20 protein-coding genes are annotated in these 22,779 nt (G+C 66.4%); 11 read left to right on the forward strand and 9 right to left on the reverse strand.

Annotated elements, in window-relative coordinates:
* Positions 1-169: 169 nt before the first annotated feature.
* Complete coding sequence (locus IU449_RS27475) at positions 170-370, reverse strand: hypothetical protein (RefSeq protein ID WP_228805821.1); 201 nt, start codon at positions 368-370, stop codon at positions 170-172.
* A 108-nt stretch (positions 371-478) separates the two neighbouring features.
* Here IU449_RS27475 and IU449_RS27480 point away from each other — a divergent pair, with 108 nt between their 5' ends.
* The 7 genes from IU449_RS27480 (at position 479) to IU449_RS27510 (ending at position 5,183) form a co-directional block, all read left to right on the forward strand.
* A complete protein-coding gene (locus IU449_RS27480; RefSeq protein ID WP_195005085.1) occupies positions 479-1,300 on the forward strand; it encodes a hypothetical protein in 822 nt (273 codons plus the stop codon).
* Entirely contained in the window at positions 1,297-2,886 is a 1,590-nt protein-coding gene (locus tag IU449_RS27485) for a DNA cytosine methyltransferase (protein ID WP_195005086.1), read from the forward strand. Before IU449_RS27480 ends, IU449_RS27485 begins: the two co-directional genes overlap by 4 nt.
* 184 nt (positions 2,887-3,070) lie before the next feature.
* Positions 3,071-3,337 carry a hypothetical protein gene (locus IU449_RS27490; protein ID WP_195005087.1) on the forward strand — a complete coding sequence of 89 codons (267 nt, stop codon included), beginning with the start codon at positions 3,071-3,073 and terminating at the stop codon, positions 3,335-3,337.
* A gap of 135 nt (positions 3,338-3,472) precedes the next feature.
* On the forward strand, positions 3,473-3,649 hold the full coding sequence (locus IU449_RS27495; RefSeq protein ID WP_195005088.1) for a hypothetical protein: 177 nt from the start codon (positions 3,473-3,475) through the stop codon (positions 3,647-3,649).
* Positions 3,650-3,845: 196 nt separating this feature from the next.
* The gene (locus IU449_RS27500; RefSeq protein ID WP_195005089.1) at positions 3,846-4,064 is read left to right on the forward strand and encodes a hypothetical protein; all 219 of its coding nucleotides are present in this window, start codon (positions 3,846-3,848) and stop codon (positions 4,062-4,064) included.
* Positions 4,036-4,383: a hypothetical protein gene (locus IU449_RS27505; protein WP_195005090.1), complete on the forward strand. Its 348-nt coding sequence runs from the start codon at positions 4,036-4,038 to the stop codon at positions 4,381-4,383. The genes IU449_RS27500 and IU449_RS27505 overlap by 29 nt, the downstream gene beginning before the upstream one ends.
* Positions 4,384-5,021: 638 nt before the next feature.
* Complete coding sequence (locus IU449_RS27510) at positions 5,022-5,183, forward strand: hypothetical protein (protein ID WP_228805822.1); 162 nt, start codon at positions 5,022-5,024, stop codon at positions 5,181-5,183.
* A 350-nt stretch (positions 5,184-5,533) separates the two neighbouring features.
* On the opposite strand, the gene IU449_RS27515 is transcribed toward IU449_RS27510, so the two are convergent.
* From IU449_RS27515 to IU449_RS27525, 3 genes are all read right to left on the reverse strand, one after another.
* Positions 5,534-5,719, reverse strand: coding sequence for a hypothetical protein (locus IU449_RS27515; protein ID WP_195005091.1), 186 nt, complete (start codon positions 5,717-5,719; stop codon positions 5,534-5,536).
* 644 nt (positions 5,720-6,363) lie between these two features.
* Positions 6,364-7,113, reverse strand: a complete 750-nt coding sequence (locus IU449_RS27520; RefSeq protein ID WP_195005092.1) for a hypothetical protein — start codon at positions 7,111-7,113, stop codon at positions 6,364-6,366.
* Positions 7,114-7,362: 249 nt separating this feature from the next.
* Positions 7,363-8,187, reverse strand: a complete 825-nt coding sequence (locus IU449_RS27525) for an AbiJ-NTD4 domain-containing protein (protein ID WP_195005093.1) — start codon at positions 8,185-8,187, stop codon at positions 7,363-7,365.
* A 347-nt stretch (positions 8,188-8,534) separates the two neighbouring features.
* On the opposite strand from IU449_RS27525, the gene IU449_RS27530 reads away from it, so the two are divergent.
* Positions 8,535-8,738: a hypothetical protein gene (locus IU449_RS27530; protein WP_195005094.1), complete on the forward strand. Its 204-nt coding sequence runs from the start codon at positions 8,535-8,537 to the stop codon at positions 8,736-8,738.
* Positions 8,739-9,030: 292 nt separating this feature from the next.
* Here the strand turns inward: IU449_RS27530 and IU449_RS27535 are convergent, their stop codons facing one another.
* Positions 9,031-10,245 (reverse strand): DGQHR domain-containing protein, encoded by a 1,215-nt coding sequence (locus tag IU449_RS27535; RefSeq protein ID WP_195005095.1) that lies wholly within the window; start codon positions 10,243-10,245, stop codon positions 9,031-9,033.
* 273 nt (positions 10,246-10,518) lie between these two features.
* Here IU449_RS27535 and IU449_RS27540 point away from each other — a divergent pair, with 273 nt between their 5' ends.
* Positions 10,519-11,460 carry a tyrosine-type recombinase/integrase gene (locus tag IU449_RS27540; RefSeq protein ID WP_195005096.1) on the forward strand — a complete coding sequence of 314 codons (942 nt, stop codon included), beginning with the start codon at positions 10,519-10,521 and terminating at the stop codon, positions 11,458-11,460.
* 208 nt (positions 11,461-11,668) lie between these two features.
* Here the strand turns inward: IU449_RS27540 and IU449_RS27545 are convergent, their stop codons facing one another.
* A complete protein-coding gene (locus IU449_RS27545; RefSeq protein WP_195005097.1) occupies positions 11,669-14,752 on the reverse strand; it encodes an N-6 DNA methylase in 3,084 nt (1,027 codons plus the stop codon).
* A 298-nt stretch (positions 14,753-15,050) separates the two neighbouring features.
* The gene (fxsT, locus tag IU449_RS27550; RefSeq protein ID WP_195005098.1) at positions 15,051-17,735 is read right to left on the reverse strand and encodes an FxSxx-COOH system tetratricopeptide repeat protein; all 2,685 of its coding nucleotides are present in this window, start codon (positions 17,733-17,735) and stop codon (positions 15,051-15,053) included.
* 188 nt (positions 17,736-17,923) lie between these two features.
* Between fxsT and IU449_RS27555 the strand changes: the two genes are divergently transcribed.
* Positions 17,924-18,118, forward strand: a complete 195-nt coding sequence (locus IU449_RS27555; RefSeq protein ID WP_195005099.1) for a hypothetical protein — start codon at positions 17,924-17,926, stop codon at positions 18,116-18,118.
* A 284-nt stretch (positions 18,119-18,402) separates the two neighbouring features.
* Here IU449_RS27555 and IU449_RS27560 read toward each other — a convergent pair whose 3' ends face one another.
* Entirely contained in the window at positions 18,403-18,984 is a 582-nt protein-coding gene (locus IU449_RS27560) for a hypothetical protein (RefSeq protein ID WP_195005100.1), read from the reverse strand.
* A gap of 317 nt (positions 18,985-19,301) precedes the next feature.
* On the opposite strand from IU449_RS27560, the gene IU449_RS27565 reads away from it, so the two are divergent.
* Positions 19,302-20,504 carry a nuclease-related domain-containing protein gene (locus tag IU449_RS27565; protein ID WP_195005101.1) on the forward strand — a complete coding sequence of 401 codons (1,203 nt, stop codon included), beginning with the start codon at positions 19,302-19,304 and terminating at the stop codon, positions 20,502-20,504.
* A 137-nt stretch (positions 20,505-20,641) separates the two neighbouring features.
* On the opposite strand, the gene IU449_RS27570 is transcribed toward IU449_RS27565, so the two are convergent.
* The gene (locus tag IU449_RS27570; RefSeq protein ID WP_195005102.1) at positions 20,642-22,768 is read right to left on the reverse strand and encodes an RRQRL motif-containing zinc-binding protein; all 2,127 of its coding nucleotides are present in this window, start codon (positions 22,766-22,768) and stop codon (positions 20,642-20,644) included.
* Between the last annotated feature and the right edge of the window lie 11 nt (positions 22,769-22,779).

The raw sequence follows: 22,779 nt of genomic DNA on the forward strand, positions 1-22,779 counted from the left end.
TGCCCTATCCCGGCGTCCTGCGCCCCCGGGCCGATAGGCCGGGGAGTGGCCATATGGGCGGTAGCGCTACTGGAGTCGCTCGACACAGTCGTCCACACGCTGATTGCTGCGCTGCGTTTTCGGCTCGAACTCCCGGACAGCACGTCGGTGACACCGCGTCGTCGCCTGTCTACCGAAGGTCTTTGGGGCCTTTGCCGTCGCGGATCCGGGAGACGTATTCGCGGCTGAAGTCGGCATCGCGGGCCACCGCGCTCACCCCGACCCCGGCGTCGAGGGCCGCGGTGATCGCGGCGAACAGGTCGGCGCGAGCGCGGTCGTAGGCATCGCGGGCCGCGCGCAGGGCGACGCGGTGTTCGTCGTGCTGGTTCACACCCACAGCATCGCACACAAATTTGCCAACATTGTTGACAGGTGCGCGGTCGCGCCTCACTGTGGACATTGTTGACAACAAAGTTGACATCTCTGTTTGGAGTTCCGCATGACCTACACCATTTCGCTGGCCGCGCGCACGACCGTGCCCGCCTTCTACGGCACCGGTGTCCATGCCCCGCCGGTCCCCGACCGCAGCCTGCGGGAGGTCCACGCCGACGTCGGCGTGAGCCTCGCGCTCGCGGTCGAGGCCGTCCGCGCCCGCAGCCTCGGTTCGCCGCCCTGGGCGGCGTGGCTGCTCGAGCAGGCCGAGACCACTCTGATCCGATCTGGCCTGGATGCCCGGCTCTACTACGCCGAACTCACCGCGCTGCACCAGGTTCTGACCGGCCGCGAGGTCGACGAGGCGCTGGCGGAGCACAGCTGGAGCAGTGTCGGCGCGGACTACCGGGCCCGCGCCGGGATCCGAGCCGCCGCGGTGCACGTTCAGTTGCGTGAGCCGCATCCGCAGGTGCTGGAGTGGCTGCTGCACCTGCAGGACCGCGCCCTGCTGCCGGGCGCCCGCCGTGATGCGGTGGTGGGTGCGCGTGAGCATCTGCTGTCCTACGGGATCGACCCCACCGACCAGGTGGTGCTCGACGAGCTCACCGCCCGCCGTCGGGTGGGGGAGTGGGTGCCGCAGCACCGGGGGCAGGGCTACTTCGTCTATGGCGGGGCCTTGTCCGGGCGGACCGGAACCTATGTGCACCCGGACATGACCACCCCGCTGGCCGAGCTGCTCGACGCTGCGACCCCACTGACGGGCGCCGAGGTCGACCTGCTGGCCCGGGCACGGGCCGTCGACCACGCGGTGTTGGGGCCGGTGTGGGTGGCCGGTGTGGTGGAGCTTCTGGTGGACTGGGTCGAGCACGTCTCGGTGGGTGTGCGATGAGCCTGCGTTCGACGGTGTATTTCGCCGGGTGGGGTGGGGACTCACTGGGCTGGGATCAGGTGCCCGGTATCCAGGTCGCCCTGGCCGCCAACCACAACCCGATTTGCGTGGACGTGCACAGTCTGAATTTCCCGGCGGCCGAGCATCTTCCGCCCGGCGACGTGAAGGCCATCGACCTGGCCACGCTGCCGTATTCGGAGTTGTTCTGGGCTTCGCCGGCGTGCCCGGCCTGGACCGACGCCAAGGGCAAGAAACGGTATTTCGACCGGTCCAACCAGTACACGCTGATCGACGACGAGCAGCTGGGAGTGGTGATCGACGATCCGGCCGAGTCCCGGTCTCGTGCCCTGATCGAGCAGATCCCGCGCTATCTGCGGGCGATGGCCGGGCGGGGGACCCCGGTGCTGGGTGGGGTGATGGAGAACGTCATCCAGTGCCGCCGCTGGGACCAGTGGGGCCGCTGGCTCCGCGAGATCCAGGACATCGGGCCCGGCTACGAGACGCGGGTGATCGCGTTGAACTCGATGCACGCCGTGCCCCGCACCTGCCTGCCCGCCCCACAGTCCCGCGACCGGCTCTACGTCATGTACTGGCTGAAATCCTTGGGTCGGCGCCCGGACTTCGACAAGTGGCTGCGCCCGCACGCCTACTGCCCGACCTGCGACCAGGTGGTGGAGGCGGTGCAGTCGTGGAAGCAGCCCGGCGTCGAGATGGGCCGCTATGGGCGCAATGGCCAATATGTCTACCGGTGCCCGTCGAAGTCGTGCCGGTTCGCGGTGGTGGAGCCGTTCACGACCCCGGCCGCCGCCGCGATCGACTGGGGCCTGGATCCGGGGGAGCGGATCGGGGAGCGGGTCCGCCCGCTGGCGGCCGCGACGTTGGAGCGGATCCGGATCGGGTTGTCGCGCTTCGCTGGTGAGCCGATGCTCGCTCCGGCGGGCGGGACCTGGCGCACCGAGGCGACCGCGGTGACCGCACCGATGCCGACGCGCACCACCCGCGAAACCGATGGGCTGGTGATCCCGGACGGGTGGGTGGTGCAGACCAGTAAGCGTTCCACCCAGCCCGCCCGCTGCACGGGGTTGCCGATGCCGACTCAGACCAGCCGACGAGAACTCGGCTTGGCCATCCCGCCGTTCATCGCCTCGTTGCGTGGGGGCGGCAGTAAGAAGACCGCCCACCGGGTCACCGAGCCGTTGTCGACGTTCTCGGCGCGCGGGTTCCATCACGGCCTGGTGCAGCCGCCCGGGTCCGATGCCGCGCGCGAGCAGCTGTTGGTGCCGTACTACCGGACCGGGCAGGCGCGGCCGGTCGGTGAGCCGATGGGCACGCTGACCACCCGCGACCGCCACGGGTTGCTCGGCGTCGACCCCGAGCGGCTCATCGAGGCGTGCACGTTCCGGATGTTGGAGCCCGACGAGATCCGAGCCGGGATGGCGTTCCCGGCGACCTTCCGCCCGCTCGGGGACAAGCGCACGCAGGCGGCTGGCTACGGCAACGCCGTCACCCCACCGGCGGCCGAGGTCCTCGGCTGCGCGCTGGTGGAGGCCATCACCGGCGAAACGATCGAAAGGAGCGTCGCATGAGCGGCGGCAGCTACACCGGCTGCGCACCGGACTCGACGGTCACCCGTATCGAATGGCGGTATCTGTCCTGATCGACCAGCCCGTCACCACCCCGGCGGCGGGCACCTGACCAACCCAGCATCGGCGAGGGCCTGGACACCGGCGTCCAGGCCCTCGCCGCGTATCCCGCGCGAGCGGGCGGGCGATGACTATCGTGAAGCACCGGAAGGGCAGGGGCAGCATGTATCTGGAGACCGAAGGCATCGCCGAAGTACCCGGCGAGCAGACCGCCGCCGAATGGGGGACCTACTTCCACACCAATCCCCACCACGGAAAAGACCACGCCGCGCTGACCCGGGAACTGCTCGAGGTGGCCGGCGAAACCCGCCGCCGACGCCTGTACGGCAACGACACCGACGACCAGTGGTGGCGTGCCCACTACCTCCGCGCGGCCCGCGCCGAGCTGAACTGACCTGCGATCCCGTCGATCCGAGGGCAAGCCCTCCCACACGGGCAGGCCGCAGCGGCCCTCGCCCGGACCGGACAGTCACAGGGCATCACCACCGCCGCCCGGAACCACCACGGTCCGGGCGGCGTCGACTTCGGCATGACCGAGCAGACCACACAGACGCGATGGGCCGCCGCACGGCTGCGGATCCGCCTCGCCAACCACGGCCAGCTCTACACCCGCCGACGCACCCGCCGCCAGCACTCGGCCCTCGAATCCGTGTCCGAAACCGGAACCCACCCAGTTCACGGCACCCGCGGGGAGCGGCGGCTGTGATCGCCGCCCGGCCGCGACAGCAACAGGGAGGCTCTCGGCTCTCCTACCGGCGCCATGTCACCGTCGCGCCCGACCATTCGTGACCGCGCCGGGCCGTGCGGTCACGGCGGATCGGAAACGGGTTGTGGTGGAACCGAATCGGTTCCGGAGGCGTCCAACCAGATGTCCAACCACACCATCCACAGGGGGGAACATCATGGTCAGGACAGTCAAAGCAGCAGTCGGCGCCGTCATGCTGGGGGCATTGCTGATAGCGCCCGCCGCGGTGGCCGGCACCGCTACCGCGACCACCATGAACTGCGTGTACACCGGCCCGATCGTCGGGCACCCTGGCATGCAGTACGTCTGCTACGTGATCCACGACGACAACTCGAGGGAGACTTTCTATGCACCCGGCCCCGCAGGGCGGCTCTGACCCGGTCGTCCACGTCATCCAGCGGCCCGAATTCGTCGACCAGGCCGACGGCACGGTCCGCGCCTACTACCCGGGCGAGGACTGGTACGTGACCGGCACCGACCGCGAAGACGCCGGCCACGCGCTCACCACCGAGGTGGATCGCCGCATGCAAGACCCGAACTACGTGGCCCAGCACTTCGCGATGGCCCAACGCCACCTCGACGGCGAACACACCCCCGGCTTCGACGTGCAGGTCCTCGACCAGGACCAGTACCAGGCCCGCACGAGCGAGATCGGCGACGCCCTGCGCGAAGGACGCACACCCGACTCGAAGTAGACCGCGGCGACCACCTTCGCCGCGCCACCGAACAGCAATTGGGGCTCGACGGCCGAGGGCAGCCGAGCCCCATTGTCATGCAGGTGAAAACCCGGTTCGCGGGCCCGGTCGTCCGTTGTAGAGGGTGGATTACCCCCTGGATCAGGGGCTGGATTACCCCTGGATCAGCGCGAGGGTTGGGTCCACCCCCTGGTCCAGGGGGTAATCCAGGAGGTAATCCAAGGGCTGATCCACCCCCGGCATAGCCGCTGAGCTGGGCGTTTGTCCGGTCCGTCCATCCCCTCCGTCCGCGGGCTCCCGGTTTGAAGACCACCCCCACTCTGCGGAACAGAGCAGAGCGAGGGTGGTCTTCAAACCGGGGATGGACGGACCGGACAACGAGTGGAACGAGTGGTCGAAATCGAGGGGGCGGGGAGCCTGGCGCGGCGCGAAACGGGTGGCGGCAGGGTGCTCAGCTGACGGCCGCGCAGAGGCCGGGCCCCAGCTGCACCCCACAATCTGGACATGTGGCCGGTGCGGACTCGACCCAGCAGTCGGGCCGCAGCCGGATAGAGCCCGCCCGGCTCGACGACGCGCCCGGCGACCCGGTACTCCAGTCCCGACCTGTTTCGTACATGCGTTCGAGTATCGTCGGGTGGGTGTTCGAGGTAAACGACCAGGTCCGCATCCGCCCCGCCGGGGTGTCGGTGTTCCGGATCGTCGAGATCGACGACGAACACGCACTGATCGAGTCCGTCGACGAGGCCCCGGGCCGCTACCCGTTCTCGGTGCCGCTGACCGATCTTCACCCTGCCGAATAGCTCGGTGACATGCCGGGCATCGGACCGAGCTGACAGGCGAGACCGCTGACGATGACTCCGGCGGCCCAGCAGGGGCCTGCCCGAGGTGTCACGACCGCAGCGTGCTGTCCAGGTGACGCATAGAAGATCGGCTAGGCGCCGCACGGGGATCGGCTAGGTGGCTGCACAGCGGATCAGCTGGACAACTCACGACAACCGCGACAGCAATTCGTGGCGCGATTGTCGTAGTATTGCGGTGCGACGTACTGAATTACTGAAACGCGCACTTCCCGGGTAACCCAGGGAAGCACGAGGGCCCCCGACATCCGCCGAGGGCCTCGTACCGGCCGGTTCCTGCCTAGTCGCCAAACTTACGTCAGGATCCGAACCGCAACACCGAGAGCCGCCACCAGCGCCCGCACAACTGCGCTGGTGGCGGTTTCTGCATCGGCAGCAAGCATGCTGCCGATCCACCACAGCGCAGCGGCGGCACGCACGTACGTGACCGCCTGGACGAGCCGCTGAAGACGAGCATTCGGTCTGGTGGATTCAGGCACTGGGCCTCATCCCCTCTCAGGGTCGACCGGCCCGCCCTCTGCGGGACCGGCCTCGCCAACCAGTGGCGAGAGGGAAAGACACCGTCCAGACGAGCGGTGCATCTCCACCTCGCCACTCGCCTAGAGAAGTCCGGGGAGGGAAAACCGATGCGAGGCACCAGGAACCCACCGAGGAGAAGTCTACTCGGCGAACTCACCCGAAATGCACCTACGACACCCCCGCCGCAGACTGTGTCGTGCGGCAACTGTGCCGCTCGGTGCCGCTCGGTGCCGCTCGGTGCCGCTCGGTGCCGCTCGGTGCGTCTAGCTTCGACTTTTGTTACTTGCGCCACATATTGCCGTGGGTGTGGCCCGAGTCGATCCGCGACCAGGTTCCACGTCGATGCCCAAGACCGCGGGGTGCGCTTTCGGGCACGCCGCTGTAGGCCTCGATTCGCTTCTGAGAAGGGCTCGTTGGACTGTGGAAATGACGGAAGACCCCACTGTGAGTGGGGTCTTCCGGTGTCCGGCTCGTCGGCCTGACGGACAGTGCGCTGCTCTACCGCTGAGCTACAGCCCCTCGGAGTGGAGCTGGCGGGGTTCGAACCCGCGACCTTCGCATTGCCGAGGAGTCTACCGCCGGGGACCGACAGAAATCTCGACCATCACGACGCGGGCAGCAACTCGTCGAGGCGGACATGTCGTCCAGGGGCGATCTCGAACAGCCAGGTCTCGTCGGCATCGACATGGATCGGCGCGCCGCCGATCGCGTCGAGCAGGGCGTGCAATTGGGGGTAGGGCGCGGTACGTACGCGCTCGACGATGCCGGGTTTGCGCCACCATTCCAGGCAGGCGGCAGCGAGATTGGCTCCGCTGTCCCGGAAGCGTCGTTCGGTGTCCTCGGCCAGGGCGTGAATGCCGTGGAGGAATGTGTCGTCCTCGTCGGCGACAACGGTGTAGTCCAGAATCAGTTCCTCGCGCGGCACGGTCATGTGGGTACCCGCGATCAATCTTCCTTGAGCCAGGGCAGTGCGAGCTGCGGCGTTGCCGCCGAAGGTTCCGGCGCTGCGACCGACCACCGGCAGCGGCATCGACGCGCGGACCTCCGGGTACTGCATCACGGTGGTGTCGATCCAGCGACCGGAACCGGGCAGCCACAGCACGCAATGACCGTGGTAGTTCTGCCCCTCCCAGCGATGTTCGCCGCCGTAGCGGGCCAGCAGCCCGCCGGCGCGGTGCCCGATGACCAGATCGACCGGTGTCGGCCGGGCTTCGATTCCCAGCAGTGCATAGGTGCTGCGCAGTGTCATCGCCGCCGAGACGCACAGATTGGCCTGCGCGCCGGTGGAGTAGTGCAGCCACAGCAGGGGCGGCAGCATCTCCACCAGCTGGTCCGGCGGTGCGGCGGCAAGCATGTTCGCGATCAACTTCGGTGGGACACCGAGCTGGCCAGGGGCATATCGTTCTGCCCGACCCGACCGTCGGACCTGCCCCTTCACCTGTTTCGGCTTGCGCCCCTTCGATTTCGGCATGACCGAATCACCCCCTCGGTGCTGCTGACGAACGTTCATCAGTATGAGCGAAGCCCCCGACACTCTGGCCCGAATCAGCAGGCCACCCAAGCAGTTCGGTCACATGCTCGGGAAGTGCTCGGCCTTACCGGTCTACGTAGCGGGGCGGGGAAAGTGGCCTGCTGCCTGCTCGGCGATCAGCAGGTTGATGAAGGCCGAGCAGGTGATGAGGACGTATCTAGCGAGGGCCTGGGTGATGTACTCGGCCGGCACCTCGGTGCCGCCATGGCGGATTCCGTGCTCGTCGCTGCTCCAGCCGTACATCTTCGACCACCCATCCAGCAGTGCCGGGTGCTCGAACCGCCCGGAGGCCTTCTGCATCTGCTTCAGTTCCTTCAGAGCCTCGCCAAGGGGCTTCTTCTTCCCGGTGATCGTTGCGAGGAACGACTCAGTAGCGCTGATCGACTCCTTGATCGAGTTCGGGTAGTCCGGCTCCTCGCGGTCCGACAAGTGCTGGATAGCCTGCCGCAGATGCTGCTTCACGGGATCAACAGGGGTAGCCAGTGCCGCCTTGATCTCGTCGAGTTCATGCTCATCGGAGATCGGCACGACCCGCTTCTCGAGCAGCCTGTAACCGGCGAGGTTGCGATCGAGCATGACGTTGAACGAATCGCTGTTGTCCTCGATGTCGACGAGCTCCTGGAGCAGGTCATAGACCCGGTACCACTCCTGCCCCTTGATCCACTTCTTGAGGTACTCCCCCATGAGGTCACCGGGGAAGTGGTCCGCGTCGCACTTCATGGTGAAGATCCAGATACCCAAGTACCGCGAGAAGTCCCCGTGCCGTTGGAGCTCAGGACGTACATAGAGCATGTGGGTGAAGTTCCAGAGATCTCTGCGCAGGTCGTCGTCCATGCCGTCGCTCTGAACGACCGATCGCATGGGGACGTGCCCGTAGACCTGGGAGAAGGGCTGCATCAGGGGATGATGCCGGAACTCATGTGCGCGAACCTAGTCCGGCGTGTTGGGTGAGAGGCTCCGGAACGAACAGCTGCCTCTCGGCTATCCTCGGTGATCGTAATCAGCTGCTGGCCTCGGGCCGGGCGAAACAGTCCGGCACGCCACGCCAGCAGCCATCCGTTCAGCCGCTGGCCGCGGGCCGGGCTCTCCAGTCATAGGAGGCCCGTCGTGTCCCCCCTTCATCGATTTTCCAGCGCATCCTTGCTGGTCGAGCTGCGCGTGCACCCCTGTTCTTTATGGTCCGCGACCATGCCCACCAAAGTAGAAGTCCCCGTGGTCGTGCCGCAGGCAGAGGAGCAGGCGTCATGACGATTCCAGCTACGATCGTCGCCTTGGCCGTCTGCGTGGCCGTCCTCGGATTCGCGCTCATCTGTGGACTGATCGCGGTCATCCTGCGCCTGAAGCAGGGGCACACCACCATTCCCGCCATTCAGACCGGATTCGCCGCTGCGGCTGTCGGCCTCACCCTCGGCATGGCCATGGTGGGGATGGTCAAGGCGCTGGTGTGAGTCGCACCGTCAGCTGAACACCTCGATGTGCGAGGAGAGCGAACTCTGCTCCTCGCACATCGAGGTGCAGGAACCACGACCTTCGAAGCTGTTCGGAAAACGTCTTCCGAACGCTCGGCCGTCCAGCGCCTCCGGAGAAGGACTTGCAGGAGCCGGTGTTCGGAAACGGTCATCGATGTCGCGGGCCGCGCGCTGACAACCCGACCTGGGCTTCAAAATCGAAGAGCCCGCGTCGAGTGGCGCGGGATCTTCGAGCGGCAGAGCGGGTCCCCGCCATGCTGCGGTTGTCGAGTCAGAAGTTCAGCCCTTCGGCCGGGCGCGGGAGGAGCGTCCTGATGACGACCGAGAGCCGCTTACGGCCGGCATCGCCGCTGAACTGCGAAGCCGCGCCCTTCGAGCCCGACAGCCAGAACTCGGCGCCGGATACGGGCTGAGCGCCTTTTTCGGTGATGATCTCGCCTGCGAGGTTCGGCAGATCCTCCATGACTTCGGCGTAAGCGGCCGGGTCGGCGAGGGACTTCCCTTTTGCACGAACCACTTCGATCACCTGCGGAAGCACCCGGTGCAGCGCAATCGTGCCCTGCCCCTTCTGGATGGCGTAGTCCTTGGGGTTGTTGGCAGGGGCGAAGGGCTCGGGAAGTACCTGCGCAATCCCGGCCCAGTAGGCGTTCAGGAGCTGTGCGATCTTGGCGGGCTCGGCTTTGGCAAGCAGCGGCATGTCCAGCAGCGGACGAAGCGAGCGTACGAAGGCCGCCTGAGGGATCGTCAGCTTGTCGCTGCGCTTGCCCCTCTGGTTCGGCGCCTGGATCCGGCCCGACCACACACCGCCCAGGGCTTCCAGCTCCTCCACCACAGTCTGGCCGCGGGTGATCCAATCGCGCCCTTCCATCTCAAGGCGGTCGGCCAGTTCCGGGTCTTCGTCGGCCATGGACTTGAGCAGAGACCACGCCAAATCGGTGCGCACGGACTTCGCGTTCGTGTTGACCTCGTAGAACTCGGTCATTTCCTCGATCTCAGTGAGTCCGAGGTTGATCGAAAGCGGAACAGGGAAGTTCTCGAAGCCGGAGTAATCAGCGAGGACGACCGCGAGTCCGTCCGCGCGATGCTGTCCGTCGTAGACCCAGATGGGCAGATCCTCCGGGATCTCGATGTAGCCGACCCCGATCCAATCGCCGCCGTTGCTCCGGGCTTCCTCGAAGCCCTCCTGATCGTCCTCGATGACGATCTCCAGCTTGGAGAAGTCCTCCTCCCGGATGTTGACCAGTAGCGGGTTGGGCATCCAGCCGCCCTTCTCGCCGTAGTACTTCGCGGCACTGTTCACCCGAGCCGTCTGGGCGGTCCGCTGGTAGCCCTTCTTCGTGGACGGGTCAAAGACGTCGACCTTCTTGTGGCGCCCGAGATCCTCCGCCCGGATCGCAGTGAGCAGCATGGGACGCCCACTCTGCACGATCACAGCTCCCTGCAGCCTGATCTTCGACGCAGCCTTTTCGCTCTTCAGCTCTGACATTTCAGCTCCCTTTCGTGCGAGCTGAACATCAGCTCGTATCACGACGAGCATATACGAAGATCGAGCTGAGCGACAGCTCGCATATATCGAGCTGTCGCGAAGCTCGCTTTATGTGTATGAGGCTCGCCGGTCCGCTCCCCCTTGGGTATTGCCTGATAACTACGGTTATCGGGCAAGATAGGGCCCGAACGGTTCCGGCGAACTGGCACAACACCATCCGGCGCGAACCGTTCGATTCCTGGTTATCGGGCAACCTCGGCGAAGAGGAGCAGCATGGGCGCGACGACGGCCGACATCGACGACGAGACCACGGTGCCCCTGGCGGTTCACATCGACCAGTTCCTCACCGATCTGGCCAACGCCAACCGGCCCGCCAACACGTTGCGCGCCTACCGCGGCGACCTCACCGGGTTCGCCGAACACGTCGACGGTGATGGCGGGATCGACGGCGTGACCGTGGCGGCAGTGCGCGGGTTCCTCTCCGGGATCGCCGATCTCGCGCCGGCCACCCGCAAGCGGAAGCGGGCCGCGGTCGCCGCGTTCTGCCGGTGGGCGGTCCGCCACGACCTGCTCGCCGCGAACCCGATGGACAAGGTCGACACCATCACCGTGCCCAAAACCCTGCCCCGGCCGGCGGCGGCGGCCGACATCGCGAAGGTGTTCGCCGCGATCTGCGCCCGCCGGCCGCGCAAGGACGTTGCCCTGGATGTGCTGCGGGATCGGGTGCTGTTCGAGACCGCCTATGTGTGCGGCGCCCGCGCGAGTGAGGTCTGCGAGCTGCACGTCGAGGACTTCGACCTGCGCCTGGACGACGAACACGTCCGCCTGCACGGCAAAGGCGGCACCGTGCGCACCGTCCTGCTCGACGACCGCGGCTACGTCGCCATGGTCCGGCTCTACCTCGACCGCACCGGCTACACCGCCGGACCCATGTTCCGCGCGTCCATCAACGGCCGCGGCGGACCGCTGTCCTACTCCGCCGCGCATCACCGGTGGAGCCGGTACTGCGCGAGCGCCGGGGTGGACATCGACATCCACCAGCTCCGCCACTCCCACGCCACCGAACTCATCAACGCCGGCGTCTCCATCGAGGTGGTGCGCAAACGGCTCGGGCATGCCTCCACCGAGACCACCCAGGTCTACGCCCTGCTCGCCGACCAGGTCGCCGACACCGAAATCCGCGCCGCACGGCGGCGTCGCGCATTTCGTGGGTGAATGAAGGCGAACCCGAACTACCCAGCCCGGAGTCCCGCCGTCCGCCGCGTCCAGCATCTCGCGTTGTTGACTGGAACAGCGACGACGATCCCTTCTGAACATCACTCCGACCGCCGCCTCGCGACTCTCGGACGCACCCTCCTCAGGTAGCAGGAAACGAGACGAGTAGTCGAACTTCTGTGAGCTGCGATCTACAACCAATCTCTGGTCATTCCTCCGTGGGGAGGACAGCTTCCAGCGGCACCAGCTCAGCGACCGCGTCCTCGATCTTCTGCGCAAGACCGATCGAAATCAGTTCGGCGGCAACCTTCTTACGGGCAGCCTGGAAGGTGCGGGCACTAGCGATATCGGCGTCCGCTGCGGTTCTCTCGGCGAGCGCTCCGAGTTCTGCAAGACGAATGTGGAGGTCGATGGTCGAGTCATATTTCGGGAAAGGAACCGCGAAGACGTTCTTGTCGAAGTCACGAGGGCCGAACAGCCCCAGAGCCTGCAGTGGTTTGACCCGTTCGAGCAGGGTTGCGGAGTTGAGGATCGCGCACAGATAGTGGCCCTCTGACTCCGTGGTCACGGGAGCCCAGTACAACTTGTGGTCGATGATTGCTGAGTCGTCTCGGACCAGGGCGGAAGCCAGTGTGTTGCCTGACTTCGTGTAGACCACCCTCAGCGCGGCTGTTGGAAGTTGTGCGGCCAGTTGGCCGTGGAAGTCGATGCGGTCGAGCAGCTGCGACGTGTCTGATGACGGCTTGGAGGAGTTCCACGTGGACTCTGCCTGGTTCCACCATCCTGATAGCCCTGGATGCTCTGCGACTTGCTGGGCTTTCAGGATTGAAGTGCTTTCGAGGGGAAGGACCGCCAGTCGCGGCGTGATGCATCGGTGCGGCAGCACGGTCTCCCCGAGATACACCGACCGCACGAAGCGTCGCTCCACTCGCCCTGAGAGTGCGGGCAGGTACTTCCACGGCTCCTTCTCCTGTGTGCTGCGGAAAGAAGTCACCGCGACGCGACCGGCACCCGCTCCGAGCGGACCGGCATCGGCTTTCTGTACGAACAACAGGAGACGCGGATAAAGGATCGCTCCGTTGCGGAACACTGACTTATACGGCGACGGGGGAGGGCCGTCGCCGTCGGAGGGGGCCACCAGAGTTCCCGGAGCCCTCGTGATCCGTGGCGCCGCCTCACTCCATGGAAGGTCCGCGCGGCGGAGTCGTCCGGACCACTTCACTGTCTGACTGGGTACCGCGGTGGCCGCTACAGCTCGATGGCCGTGTACAACGCACGAGACCATTGGGAAACCGGTCGTGGTCTCGGCCAGATCCCAGCTGGTTCCGAAGGCGACGGTGAGGTGATCACCGGTTCCGGTCGCCCACACTCCACTGCGGAACCCCGCATGCGGTTTGCGGGTGAGGGTGCCGTGTGGCATGACGAACGCGAACTGTCCCCCCTTCCGTAGGTACATCTCTACGGCCCGCACGACGAACAGTGTGGACAGATCCCGAGCCGACGCGCCGAGCCCAGTGCTGAGTAGGTTTCGAGGCTTGGCGAGCAACTTGTACCGCTTCTGCATCGGCTCGGTCATCTTCGAATAGCGCAGCCACGGCGGATTGCCCACGAGGATGTCCACCCGATTCCCCGGCTCCGACAGCCATAGCGGGCGAATCAGGTTACGTACGTAGTACCCCCAGATGTGGTTGCGTCCAGAGCGGTGCAGCGCCCGCATTGTCGAGAAGGTGGTCCGAAGGATCGCCGCCTCCTCGTCGGTGACCGCGAATCTACGCAGGATCGGGTCGGCCAGCGTACGGTCCAGCTTTTTCGGGCTGAGGTCGAGCGCGGCATCAGCCATCGCGGAGACAAGCTGGTCGAACCGGCCCGCGTCGCCCAGGATGCTGCGGGGAAATACGAGATCGTCGCCGAAAAGGACACCGCCGCCCTCGACGAGTTCGTGGCCAGCGGTGGTGATGGTGACCCTGTCTGCCCCACCGAACAGGTCTCGACTCTGTTCCCACTGCACCGAGTCGCCCAGATAGATCGGGACTGTGAGCGGACCTCGGTCTGCAGAGTTGATGCGGTCGATCCCGATAGCGAGGAGATAGGTGACACGGGCGAGGGTGACTGCGACGGGGTGAACATCCATGCCGACGACATGTCGGGTTACTTCGAGAACTGCCTGCCCGGTAGGAGTGCCGACGTCCTCGGCGGCATCGAGATAGCGGCGAACCGCGTGGAAGATGAACGTCCCACTGCCACAGCTCGGATCTGCGAGACGAGTGCTGAGCGGGTCTGTGACGCACTCGGCGACGACGCGATCGGCGAGCCAGTCCGGAGTGTAGTACTCGCCAAGCCGTTCCCGCTCCGGAGTGGTGATCACCGACTGGTAGAGCACCTTGAGGACATCGTGTTCGACGCGGGACCAGTCGAACCGAGCGATTCGGCGTCCGAGTTCGGTGACGAACTGCTCACCGCCGGCGACCTCCACGACCCAGTCGAAGAAATCGGCTTCGACGACACCGTAGATCTGGGCGTTGGCGAACTCTGTGCCTGACGTCAGTTGTGTGGGACTCAGAGGGCCGTGCGGCGACACGTCCCAGCCGATTGCCGCGTGAGCGACGAGCTCCGCGGTCACCACCAGCAAGGTGTGATTAATGAAGAGGGCCTCGTCGTCGACAAATCCGGTGCCTGATGCTGTCCGCAGCAGCTTGGCCCACAACTCCCGCTTGAGCTTGACCTCGGGATGGTTGCGGTTGTCGTGGTACAGCACCTCAAGGGTCGCGTAATCGAGCTGGTGGGCAGGCGAATCAGCACCGAGCCGTTGCTCGATTTCCGCTGGTACAGGGCGAATCTTCTCCCGAGTGGCCATGACCGATTCGAGCCACACCAGCAGTGCGTCGTGGTCTGGTTCGCGTGGGCTCAGTTCGAGCTCAGAGACACAGGCCAGCTGATCGTGTGCCAGGTGGTAGAGACGCCAGACGGTGCCGTCTGTGAGGATCCCGACGTAGCGACCCCCAAGTTCCTTGGTGCGCTGCGCGACGTAGCCGGCGAGTTGTTTCTCCGCATCCGCCAGATCTGCGGCGCGCAGGTCCTTTTTGACCTCAATGACTACGTGGCCCGCTTCGATGTCGATACGTCGGCGGGTGCCGTCCGCGACCGGTGACTCCATCGTCACGACATCATCAGTGTCCAACCCGAGTGCCGCTGTGGTGAGCAGCATGTAGATGTCGGCCTGCGTGGTCGCCTCCGGACGTACAGGAGACCGGGAGGCGAGGCGCCCGACGATCGTTTCGAGACTGGGTGACATCCCGCAAATCTAGCCAAGCCACCCGAGTGTTGAGTCGCGGGCAGCGCCCCGTCAGACCATCTTTTGTCGGCTGAGCCGCGAACGACAACGCATGCCCAGCTGAGAGCCGCTTTCACCAGCCTGGCCGATTCAGCTTCTCTAGAAGTCGTTGACCTAGCGCTGCTCCAACGGGACACCACGTCGAACTAAGGTCTCAGACTCTATCCGGATCGCTCGTGGTCGGCCGATCGAGCAGGAGAATCCCCTACAAGCGCGGGCTTCCGCGGTGTCCGGCTGGGGTCTACCCCAGATGGACACATCAAGAGCGAGATCCCTTCTTCTGCACTGCCTTGAGATTGCCTCGAACCACACTGGTGTTGAGGTGGTTGGGACCGAGGATGCGCTCGCAGTCGGTGAGAAGGCGTTCGAACGCCTCGATTGCCTGCTCGACCCGCCCCGCGGCCTGGTAGGCGCTGGCGAGGTTGTTGCGGGTGATCAGGGTGCTGAGGTGGTTGGGACCGAGGATGCGCTCGCAGTCGGTGAGAAGGCGTTCGGACTTCTCGATTGCCTGCTCGACCCGCCCCGCGACCCGGTATCCGTGGGCGAGGTTGCCGTGGGCGCTCAGGGTGTCGGGGTGGTCGGGACCGAGGACCCGCTCGCAGTCGGTGGCGGTCTGCTCCAGCAACGGGATTGCCTGCTCGACCCGCCCCGCATCCCGGTAGGTGTTGGCGAGGTTGCCGTGGGCGCTCAGGGTGTCGGGATGGTCGGGACCGAGGACCCGCTCGCAGTCGGTGGCGGTCTGCTCCAGCAACGGGATTGCCTGCTCGACCCGCCCTGCGGCCTGATAGGCGTGGGCGAGGCTACCGTGGGTGATCAAGGTGCTGGGATGGTCGGGACCGAGGACACGCTGCTGGTCGGTGAGGAGGCGCTCGGACTCCTTGATTGCCTGCTCGACCCGCCCCGCGGCCCGGTATGCGTGGGCGAGGTTACCGCGAGTGAGCAGGGTGCTGAGGTGGTCGGGACCGAGGACACGCTGCTGGTCGGTGAGGACGTGTTCGGACTCCTTGATTGCCTGCTCGACCCGCCCCGCGGCCCGGTATGCGTGGGCGAGGTTACTGCGAGTGAGCAGGGTGTTGGGGTGGTCGGGACCGTGGATCCGTTCGCAGTCGTTGAGGAGGCGTTCGAACTCCCCGATTGCCTGCTCGACCCGCCCCGCATCCCGGTAGGCGTTGGCGAGGTTACTGCGGATGAGCAGGGTGTCCGGGTGGTCGGTGCCCAGGACCCGCTCGTGGTCGGTGATCGAACGGTGTGCGGACTCGATGGCACGGGTGAGGTCTGCGGTCTCGATCAGCTGGCGCACAGCCCATCTGCTGATTGCGAGCAGCAGCTGCTGGATTTCTTCAGAGACCAGGGAGGCTAACGGGTTATGGGTGAGGGCATCGATCTGCTCGATGAGGTGAACCCCCTCCGACCGCCGGCTCCATGCGTCAGAGCGATCGAACAACCGGGCTGCGAGGACGACGAGGGCCGAAGCGACGATGGTTTCGGTGGTATCGGCGTCGCGGGCGCGTTCGCGCAGGACGCGGGCGGTGAGGCGGTGGACGGAGAGGGTCGTGTTCGCGGTGCTGGTTTCGTCGATGGCCCAGCTCAGCAGGCAGCGCTGTACGCAGTGGTCGATCGCGTCATCGACCAGATCGTCCAGGTCGGGGTGGACGAGCAGGGCACGGTCGACCCCGGAAGGAGCGAGCACCGCGAACAACCCGAGCAACCAGGCGATGACGGTGTCGAGTTCGGTGTCGCCGGTGGGCTCTTCGGCGGCTTCGATCGCGAATAGCAGGGCTTGGTCCACGCTCAAGGGGTGGTCCTGACCGTCTTGTTTGCGCAGTGCCTGCGGCAGGGTTCTGCTGCGCAGCCTGGTCAAATACCGCTCGTAGTTCATGGCTGGTGATGCCGCGATCGTGCCCGCGGCGGCCGCGAGCGCAAGCGGGAGGTCACCGAGTTCTTCTGCCAGCTCGTCTGCGTTGTCGGGGTCGTCGTCGATGCCGGTGGCCTCGGCGAGGTAGGTCAGTGATTGCGGGCGGGTGTAGCCAGTGCCGGTGTCGATGACGACCCTGCTCAATCGCGCGAACCCGCGATGGGTGCTGGTGATCACCACTCGTGTGGCTCCGGCGGTGGGTAGCAGCGACCGCACCAGGTGTATTTCGGTGGCGTTGTCGAACACCAGCAGTGCTCGCTGGCTGTGGGTGTGCAGGTGATCGCGTAACCGTGCTGCCGATACTTCGGCGTCCCCGTCGGGGTCGGCTACCCCTAACCGGTCGGCGATCGCCGCCAAGCCCGAGTGCAGCAGATCGGCGGACTCGGCCTCGACCCACCCCACCAGCCCCTGGCCGGAGGCCAGGACACGGCGGGCGTAGGCGGCGGCGACCTGGGTCTTGCCCGCACCCCGCATCCCGGTCACCACCACCGCCACCCGCTCCCCGGCCAGCCCCCGCTCCAACTCGTCGAGCTGGTCACGGACCACAAAATGCTCCGGCTCGTCCGGGATCTTGCCGACCACCACCAGCTCCGCCCGCGGCGCCGAGGACTCAGACTTCCTGGCCCGGACAGGTGGTGAGCCCGTCGCACCGGCACGGTGGCCGACAGTGGCGTCATCGTCGCTCCCTGTGTCCGGGCCTTCAAGGGATTCGACAGCTGCGGCGGCGTCGCGACGGGCGAGCCAGTCCTCTCGGGTACGGCGGTCCAACGGTTGTTGTTGCGCCAGGCGGCCCGCGCGGCGAAGGAAGAACTCCAGGACCGCGACCAGCTGCTCGTCCTTGCGTGGCACGGTCCTCGGTTTCGAGGGACTGATAGGAAACCAGCTGCGCACAGTGCCTACCGGCACACCGGTGTTCCGGGCGATCACCTGCACCGACGGTGGACGCCGATCGGTCACCGCCCGCGCCGCTACCCGTAGCCTGTCCAGTTCGGCGAAGAACTCCGCCCGGGCGTCCGTCATCTCGGTCATCACCACGCCCGCACGAGGTGCGAGTCGTGGCGACTCGACACGACTCGTCGAATCCTCACACCCCGAAATTTGATGCCTGACATGCGCATTCACGCACTCTATCCACTCCGTGCTGCTCGCGGAGCCCACACTGCTGCGGCTGTCCTGGATCTCGACACTCGATCCGGAAGCCACTCCAGGAGGCCCTCATGAACCAGACGCTGCGCAAGGCACTGCTGGTCACCATCGCCGCACTGCTCGGCATCATCATCGGCATCACCGCAGCCCTGCTCACCCACTTCGGCGGCGGACACGTCACCGAAGCGATCCGCGACGGCGGCATCGGCTTTGCCGCCGCCACCGGATTCGTGCTGCTGATCCTGACCCACCTCGACCTCCTGTGACCGGCAGCCCGGTCAGGACGGTCAGGCAGCAGCACCTGACACCTCCACGGATCGGCTGCTGCCCCGGCAGATTACGGTCGAGCGCACCCAGACATGGCTGGCCGCCGGTTTGGGCGCGTTACCGGCGGCCAGGAACAGCCCCCGTCGCCGTCGAGTTCTCGTCGCCTCGGCCGCTGGAGGACGCCCGGCTCTGTCGCCGCCCAGCAGCAAACCCGCCATCGATGTCGGGTTGAGGTGTACTCCAGACGGACGCTGCACTGTCTCGACCCCTACCAACCAAGAGATCAGCTGGGCTGTCCGACGCTGTCTTCTATGAATCCCCTCGTCGGCTGAGCGTAGGTGATGGCGGGTACTGCAGCGAGGTCGCCGTCGACCTGGAGATCGGATCGCGCGGCGATGTAGAAGGCGTCCCGGGCCCGTCCTGTGCGGTTGTACAACTCGATGAAGCGCTCACCGCCACCGGAGTATGAAGTGTTGAAGGTCTGGCGAAGGTTCCAGACCTCCCAGGCCCACGTTCGGGCTGCGGAGACCACAGCTGGATCTCCGAGCAGGATGACCGACTCGAAGAGTCGCATCCGCTCTGTTTCGAGTTCTTCGAGCTGCACGCGACCGGCACTGAGCTCGATGGTCGCATGATCGGGCCACATTTCAGACCAGCGACCTGCGGCAATCATGAGATGCATACGCACTTCGGATTTCACCGCGGCGGCGAAGGCAGCGTAAGCGGTGTGCCGTACCACGTCCCAACGGACAGAGTGGGTCCTGTTCCACTTGGTCGATTCGATCCAGCGCGTGTTCCACTGAACGATCACGATTCCGATGAATGCGATGGCGGCACCGATAACTGTGCCAAGCCAGGTCTCCACAGCAGCTCCCCCTCCAGTCGGACGCTCATCGAGCGGCAGTCTCAACGATATCGACCGAAGTCAGCCGAGTCTTGCTGTCGTCCTGTTCGACTCGTTCGTACCCGACTGGGCGCGTACACCTTCCAGAACCTGACGTAGGACACAGGCACCGCCGCTGGCCTGGGCGTCCTGCCGGCAGCATCCGTGCCGGGCCCTGCTCGAGATGGAGGCGATCGAAAAGGCCACGGGACAACGTTTTTCGCGTCGATGTCGGTGAACGCGGTTACGGTTGAGGAGGCGTTGGGGCCTGCCACGGGCGGCGCGGGGGAGGGATTGCGGTGCTGGTTCTACGCGGAGATCGTCAGGGCATTCCGGAGACCGAGCTGAAGGTCCTCGATTGGCTGCGCGCGTCTGATCTTGCCGGTGTCGTGGTGTCCGGTGCCCAGGTGCAGTCCAGCAACCGACGGCACCGCGGTAGTCGCCGATGGCTCAACGACAGTGTGGAAGCCGATCTGATTGTGATCACTCCGCAGGCCTGCATCGTCATCGAGGTCAAGGGCATCAAGAAGCCTGTCAGCGGCGTGCTCTCGTGCCCGGTCAACGGGCGCTGGACCATGCCCGGCGTGGACGAGCCGGTGAACGTGCGAGGACGCGACACCAACCCGATCGACCAGGCGAAGGAAGCCATGTTCGGGTTCAAGGGCCTGGTCGACAAGGCGAGCCCCGGGCCCGGAACCTTCGTCCTCGCGCTGGTCGTGGTGATGCCGATCCCCGGTTACACCGTGACACTGAACCCCGGCGAGATATCAATGCCCCCCGGCTGCGAGATCCTGCTCGCCCCACACCGCGATGCCTTGCATCGCTGGTTCGCACCCGAGCCGCGCGGCGCCAAGGGCGCGTTCCATCGAGCCCGCGCCTACCGGCCCGAGGCACCGTGGACGGCCGAGCGGGTCATGCGGGTGCTCGACGCCCTGATGCACACCCACGACGTCACAATCAACGACCTGACCAAGCACGGATTCCTCACCGAACAGTCCATCGCGTCTGGCCCGCCCACGCCGTCGACGTCGACCGAAGCGGCGCCCCACGATTCGGCGATCCCGCCGCTGTCTTCACCGGTCGAACCATCTTCTGGACCGCCGACCTCTTCCCCACACCTGCAGGCGGTACCAGAGACTGCTCTGGACAACGTGCACACGACCGCCCCCCACCCCGACCCGGCTGTGCGCCCACCGGCTAGCTCTGTCGAGGAAGATCCCGCTTCCAAGACACACCCAGTGCGGACGCTGGTGCTCGCCGCAGCCGCCCTGGTCACGGTCGGTACGGCTCTGTGGGGATTCGCTGGATGCAGCTCGACCAATTCACAGCACGACGCGCCCGCTCCCGTCGAGACCAGCAGCATTGCGCCTACACCGCCACCGGAACCGGCTGCCCTGGAGCCCCCACCGGCACCTCTGGATGAGGAGCTCCTGCCCGAAACACCGCCACCGCCACCGCCTCAGCAGCCCGCGGGCTGCTTCCCATTTCAGTCGAACTGTTGATCGCCGCTAGCCGTCTTATCGACGCCCGAAGTTGAAAGGTCACCACAACAAAGGGCTCCGGTCCGGAACACAGTTCAGCCCAGGGGTTCGCGCCCTGGGCTGAACTGTGTCACGGGTGGCGGACTACCTGTTTTCGATCACCGGCCGATCTCCTCACCGTGCAGGCGCCGGATGTGCGGCGAGTGGATCGGGCCGGTGGCCTGTGTGGTGACGGCCGGGCTGGTGGTGCAGGCACGGACCGGGCCTGTGGAGCAGCCTGCGGTAGCGGCTCGCCGTTGGGCGAGCGCGTCGTCGCGGGCGGCTGCGATCGCGGTGATCCGGTCCTTCCACCGCCCGCGACGCTCGATCGCGGCCTGCCCGGCCTGCCCGGCGTCGCGGGCGTGACCGTCGACGACCTCACGGATCGCGGTCATGGTGTCGGGTCGGATCCCGGTGTCGCGCAGGTGTTGTCCGAGTCGGGTGCGTCTGGTCAGGAAGGCTTCGCGGTCGGAGTCCAAACCCAGCAGCGACCCGCCATAGGCCACGCTGTCCAGGGTGCTGCCGATCGCCGACACCGAGGATGCGAGTTTGCCGTGATCACGGTGGCTCAGGTCGACACCCGCGTCGCTGAGCAGTCGGGTCACTTCCCCGGTGACCGCCGAGCAGACGCGGTATCCGGTGGCGTAGCTGCGTTTGTCGTCGACGGCGGCTTTGGTCCGTTCGTCGACCCACATCAGCTCCGGCAGTTCGGTTTCGCTGCTGATGGTGCCGGTGTCGATGTCGCCGATCACGGCGGTGAGGTGGTGGCGTTCGGCCGCGGTCAACCCTTTGGCGGTGGCGGCGGTGTCGAGCAGTTCGGTGCGGGCGGTGGTCATGCGGTCGATGCGGGCACCGATGTCGTCGCTGACACCGAGGTTGTCGCGTTCGTCGTCGGTGAGGTCTTGGGTGGCGAGGTAGTTGATGTCGCTGTGATGCTCGCGGGCTTCGGTCGCGTACTCGTGCAGCTGCTCGAAGACTTGGTCGCGGTCGACCCAGCCCGGCCACACCTGGAACCCGATCTGTTCGAGTTCGTGCATGGTCGCGGCGCCGACCTCACGCACGGCCTGCTGATCGGCGTCGGTCATCACCGAAATCTCTTCCGCGATCTGCGCGGGGGCGATACGGCGCTCGGTGAACTGTTCCAGCAGTTGCGGTATCCGGCCACGGACTTCCTGCCCGGGGTCGACGAGCACCGGGGTGTCGAGCAGGTCGACCCCGGCGGTGTGGTCGGTCAGGTAGTCGACGGTGAACTCGATCAGTGCCCGGTCGGTGTCGGCGCACCGCACGCCCGCCAGCTCCCCGCGCAGCTGCTCCCGCCGCTCGCCCAAGTCGCTGCTACTCGCCGGGGTCGCCTCAGCCCACGCCTGGACCGCCTGGTTGACCGCGGCGGCAGTGTGATCGGGCAGCGCCAGCCCCGAGACGACATCGATAATCGCGGTTTCCCGTGCCCGCACCGCGCTGGTTTCGGCGGCGGTTTGGGCGGCGGCCGCGTCGAAGCCGGGATCGACACTGACCTGCCAGGATTCGGGGTCGATACGCACACCCCACTCGGCGGCCAGCCCGCTGGTGATCTGTTCGGCGAGCCGGGCGGCGGTGTCCGAGCCCGGCGACCAGTACAGGGCGTCGGCCAGCAGCGTGGTGTCGGTGTAGGGGTCACCGATCCCCCGGACCGCCGACAGTCGTGTTTCGGCCGCGTCGAGGTCGCGCCGGAGTCCGGCCAGGTACTCGGCTTCGACGTCACCGCCGGCGCGGGCGGCCTGGTCGAGGTCGGTGTCGAGGCGGTTGCGGCGGTCGCGGGCTTGGTTGGTCGCGACCAGGGCGTGCAGCCACGCCCTGCGCTGACCGAGCCCCTGCGGCCGGACCCGCTCTGCGGTGGATTCGTTGGTGTTCACGATGGTTTCCTCCTGGAGGGTGGGGGTTTCGGACCAGGTCGGTCCGAGGTCGGTGGGGGTGTGCAAGTCATCAGCGGTGTAGCCGCGGCGTTCGGCGGCGCGCAGCTGGTGGGTGCGGGTGGCTTTCTCGATCGCCGCCAACTGCGCCGGTGACGGGGTCCGTTTCGGGCGGGCCTTGGCGATGTCGAACAGGAACGCGGTCAGGCGGCGGCCGCGGCGCTGACGGATCATGAGCGCGGCGACGTCCTGGCCACCCGGGGACAGGCCGGCGTCGCGGAGTTGGCGGCGGGTTTTCAGGTGGGACGGGGCAGCCCGCCACGGGTAGGTGGCGGGCTGCTGGTCACGGGTGGTCATCGGATCAGGTG

This window comes from Nocardia higoensis, from assembly GCF_015477835.1.
In the GTDB taxonomy this organism is placed as follows: Bacteria; Actinomycetota; Actinomycetes; order Mycobacteriales; family Mycobacteriaceae; genus Nocardia; species Nocardia higoensis_A.

Bases quoted from the DNA above. Each gene is read 5' to 3' on its own strand.
- IU449_RS27480 (WP_195005085.1), top strand. From the start codon at position 479: ATGACCTACACCATTTCGCTGGCCGCGCGCACGACCGTGCCCGCCTTC.
- IU449_RS27485 (WP_195005086.1), top strand. From the start codon at position 1,297: ATGAGCCTGCGTTCGACGGTGTATTTCGCCGGGTGGGGTGGGGACTCA.
- IU449_RS27490 (WP_195005087.1), top strand. From the start codon at position 3,071: ATGACTATCGTGAAGCACCGGAAGGGCAGGGGCAGCATGTATCTGGAG.
- IU449_RS27495 (WP_195005088.1), top strand. From the start codon at position 3,473: ATGACCGAGCAGACCACACAGACGCGATGGGCCGCCGCACGGCTGCGG.
- IU449_RS27500 (WP_195005089.1), top strand. From the start codon at position 3,846: ATGGTCAGGACAGTCAAAGCAGCAGTCGGCGCCGTCATGCTGGGGGCA.
- IU449_RS27505 (WP_195005090.1), top strand. From the start codon at position 4,036: ATGCACCCGGCCCCGCAGGGCGGCTCTGACCCGGTCGTCCACGTCATC.
- IU449_RS27520 (WP_195005092.1), bottom strand. From the start codon at position 7,113: ATGCTTGCCGCCGCACCGCCGGACCAGCTGGTGGAGATGCTGCCGCCC.
- IU449_RS27525 (WP_195005093.1), bottom strand. From the start codon at position 8,187: ATGCAGCCCTTCTCCCAGGTCTACGGGCACGTCCCCATGCGATCGGTC.
- IU449_RS27530 (WP_195005094.1), top strand. From the start codon at position 8,535: ATGACGATTCCAGCTACGATCGTCGCCTTGGCCGTCTGCGTGGCCGTC.
- IU449_RS27535 (WP_195005095.1), bottom strand. From the start codon at position 10,245: ATGTCAGAGCTGAAGAGCGAAAAGGCTGCGTCGAAGATCAGGCTGCAG.
- IU449_RS27540 (WP_195005096.1), top strand. From the start codon at position 10,519: ATGGGCGCGACGACGGCCGACATCGACGACGAGACCACGGTGCCCCTG.
- IU449_RS27545 (WP_195005097.1), bottom strand. From the start codon at position 14,752: ATGTCACCCAGTCTCGAAACGATCGTCGGGCGCCTCGCCTCCCGGTCT.
- fxsT (WP_195005098.1), bottom strand. From the start codon at position 17,735: ATGACCGAGATGACGGACGCCCGGGCGGAGTTCTTCGCCGAACTGGAC.
- IU449_RS27555 (WP_195005099.1), top strand. From the start codon at position 17,924: ATGAACCAGACGCTGCGCAAGGCACTGCTGGTCACCATCGCCGCACTG.
- IU449_RS27570 (WP_195005102.1), bottom strand. From the start codon at position 22,768: ATGACCACCCGTGACCAGCAGCCCGCCACCTACCCGTGGCGGGCTGCC.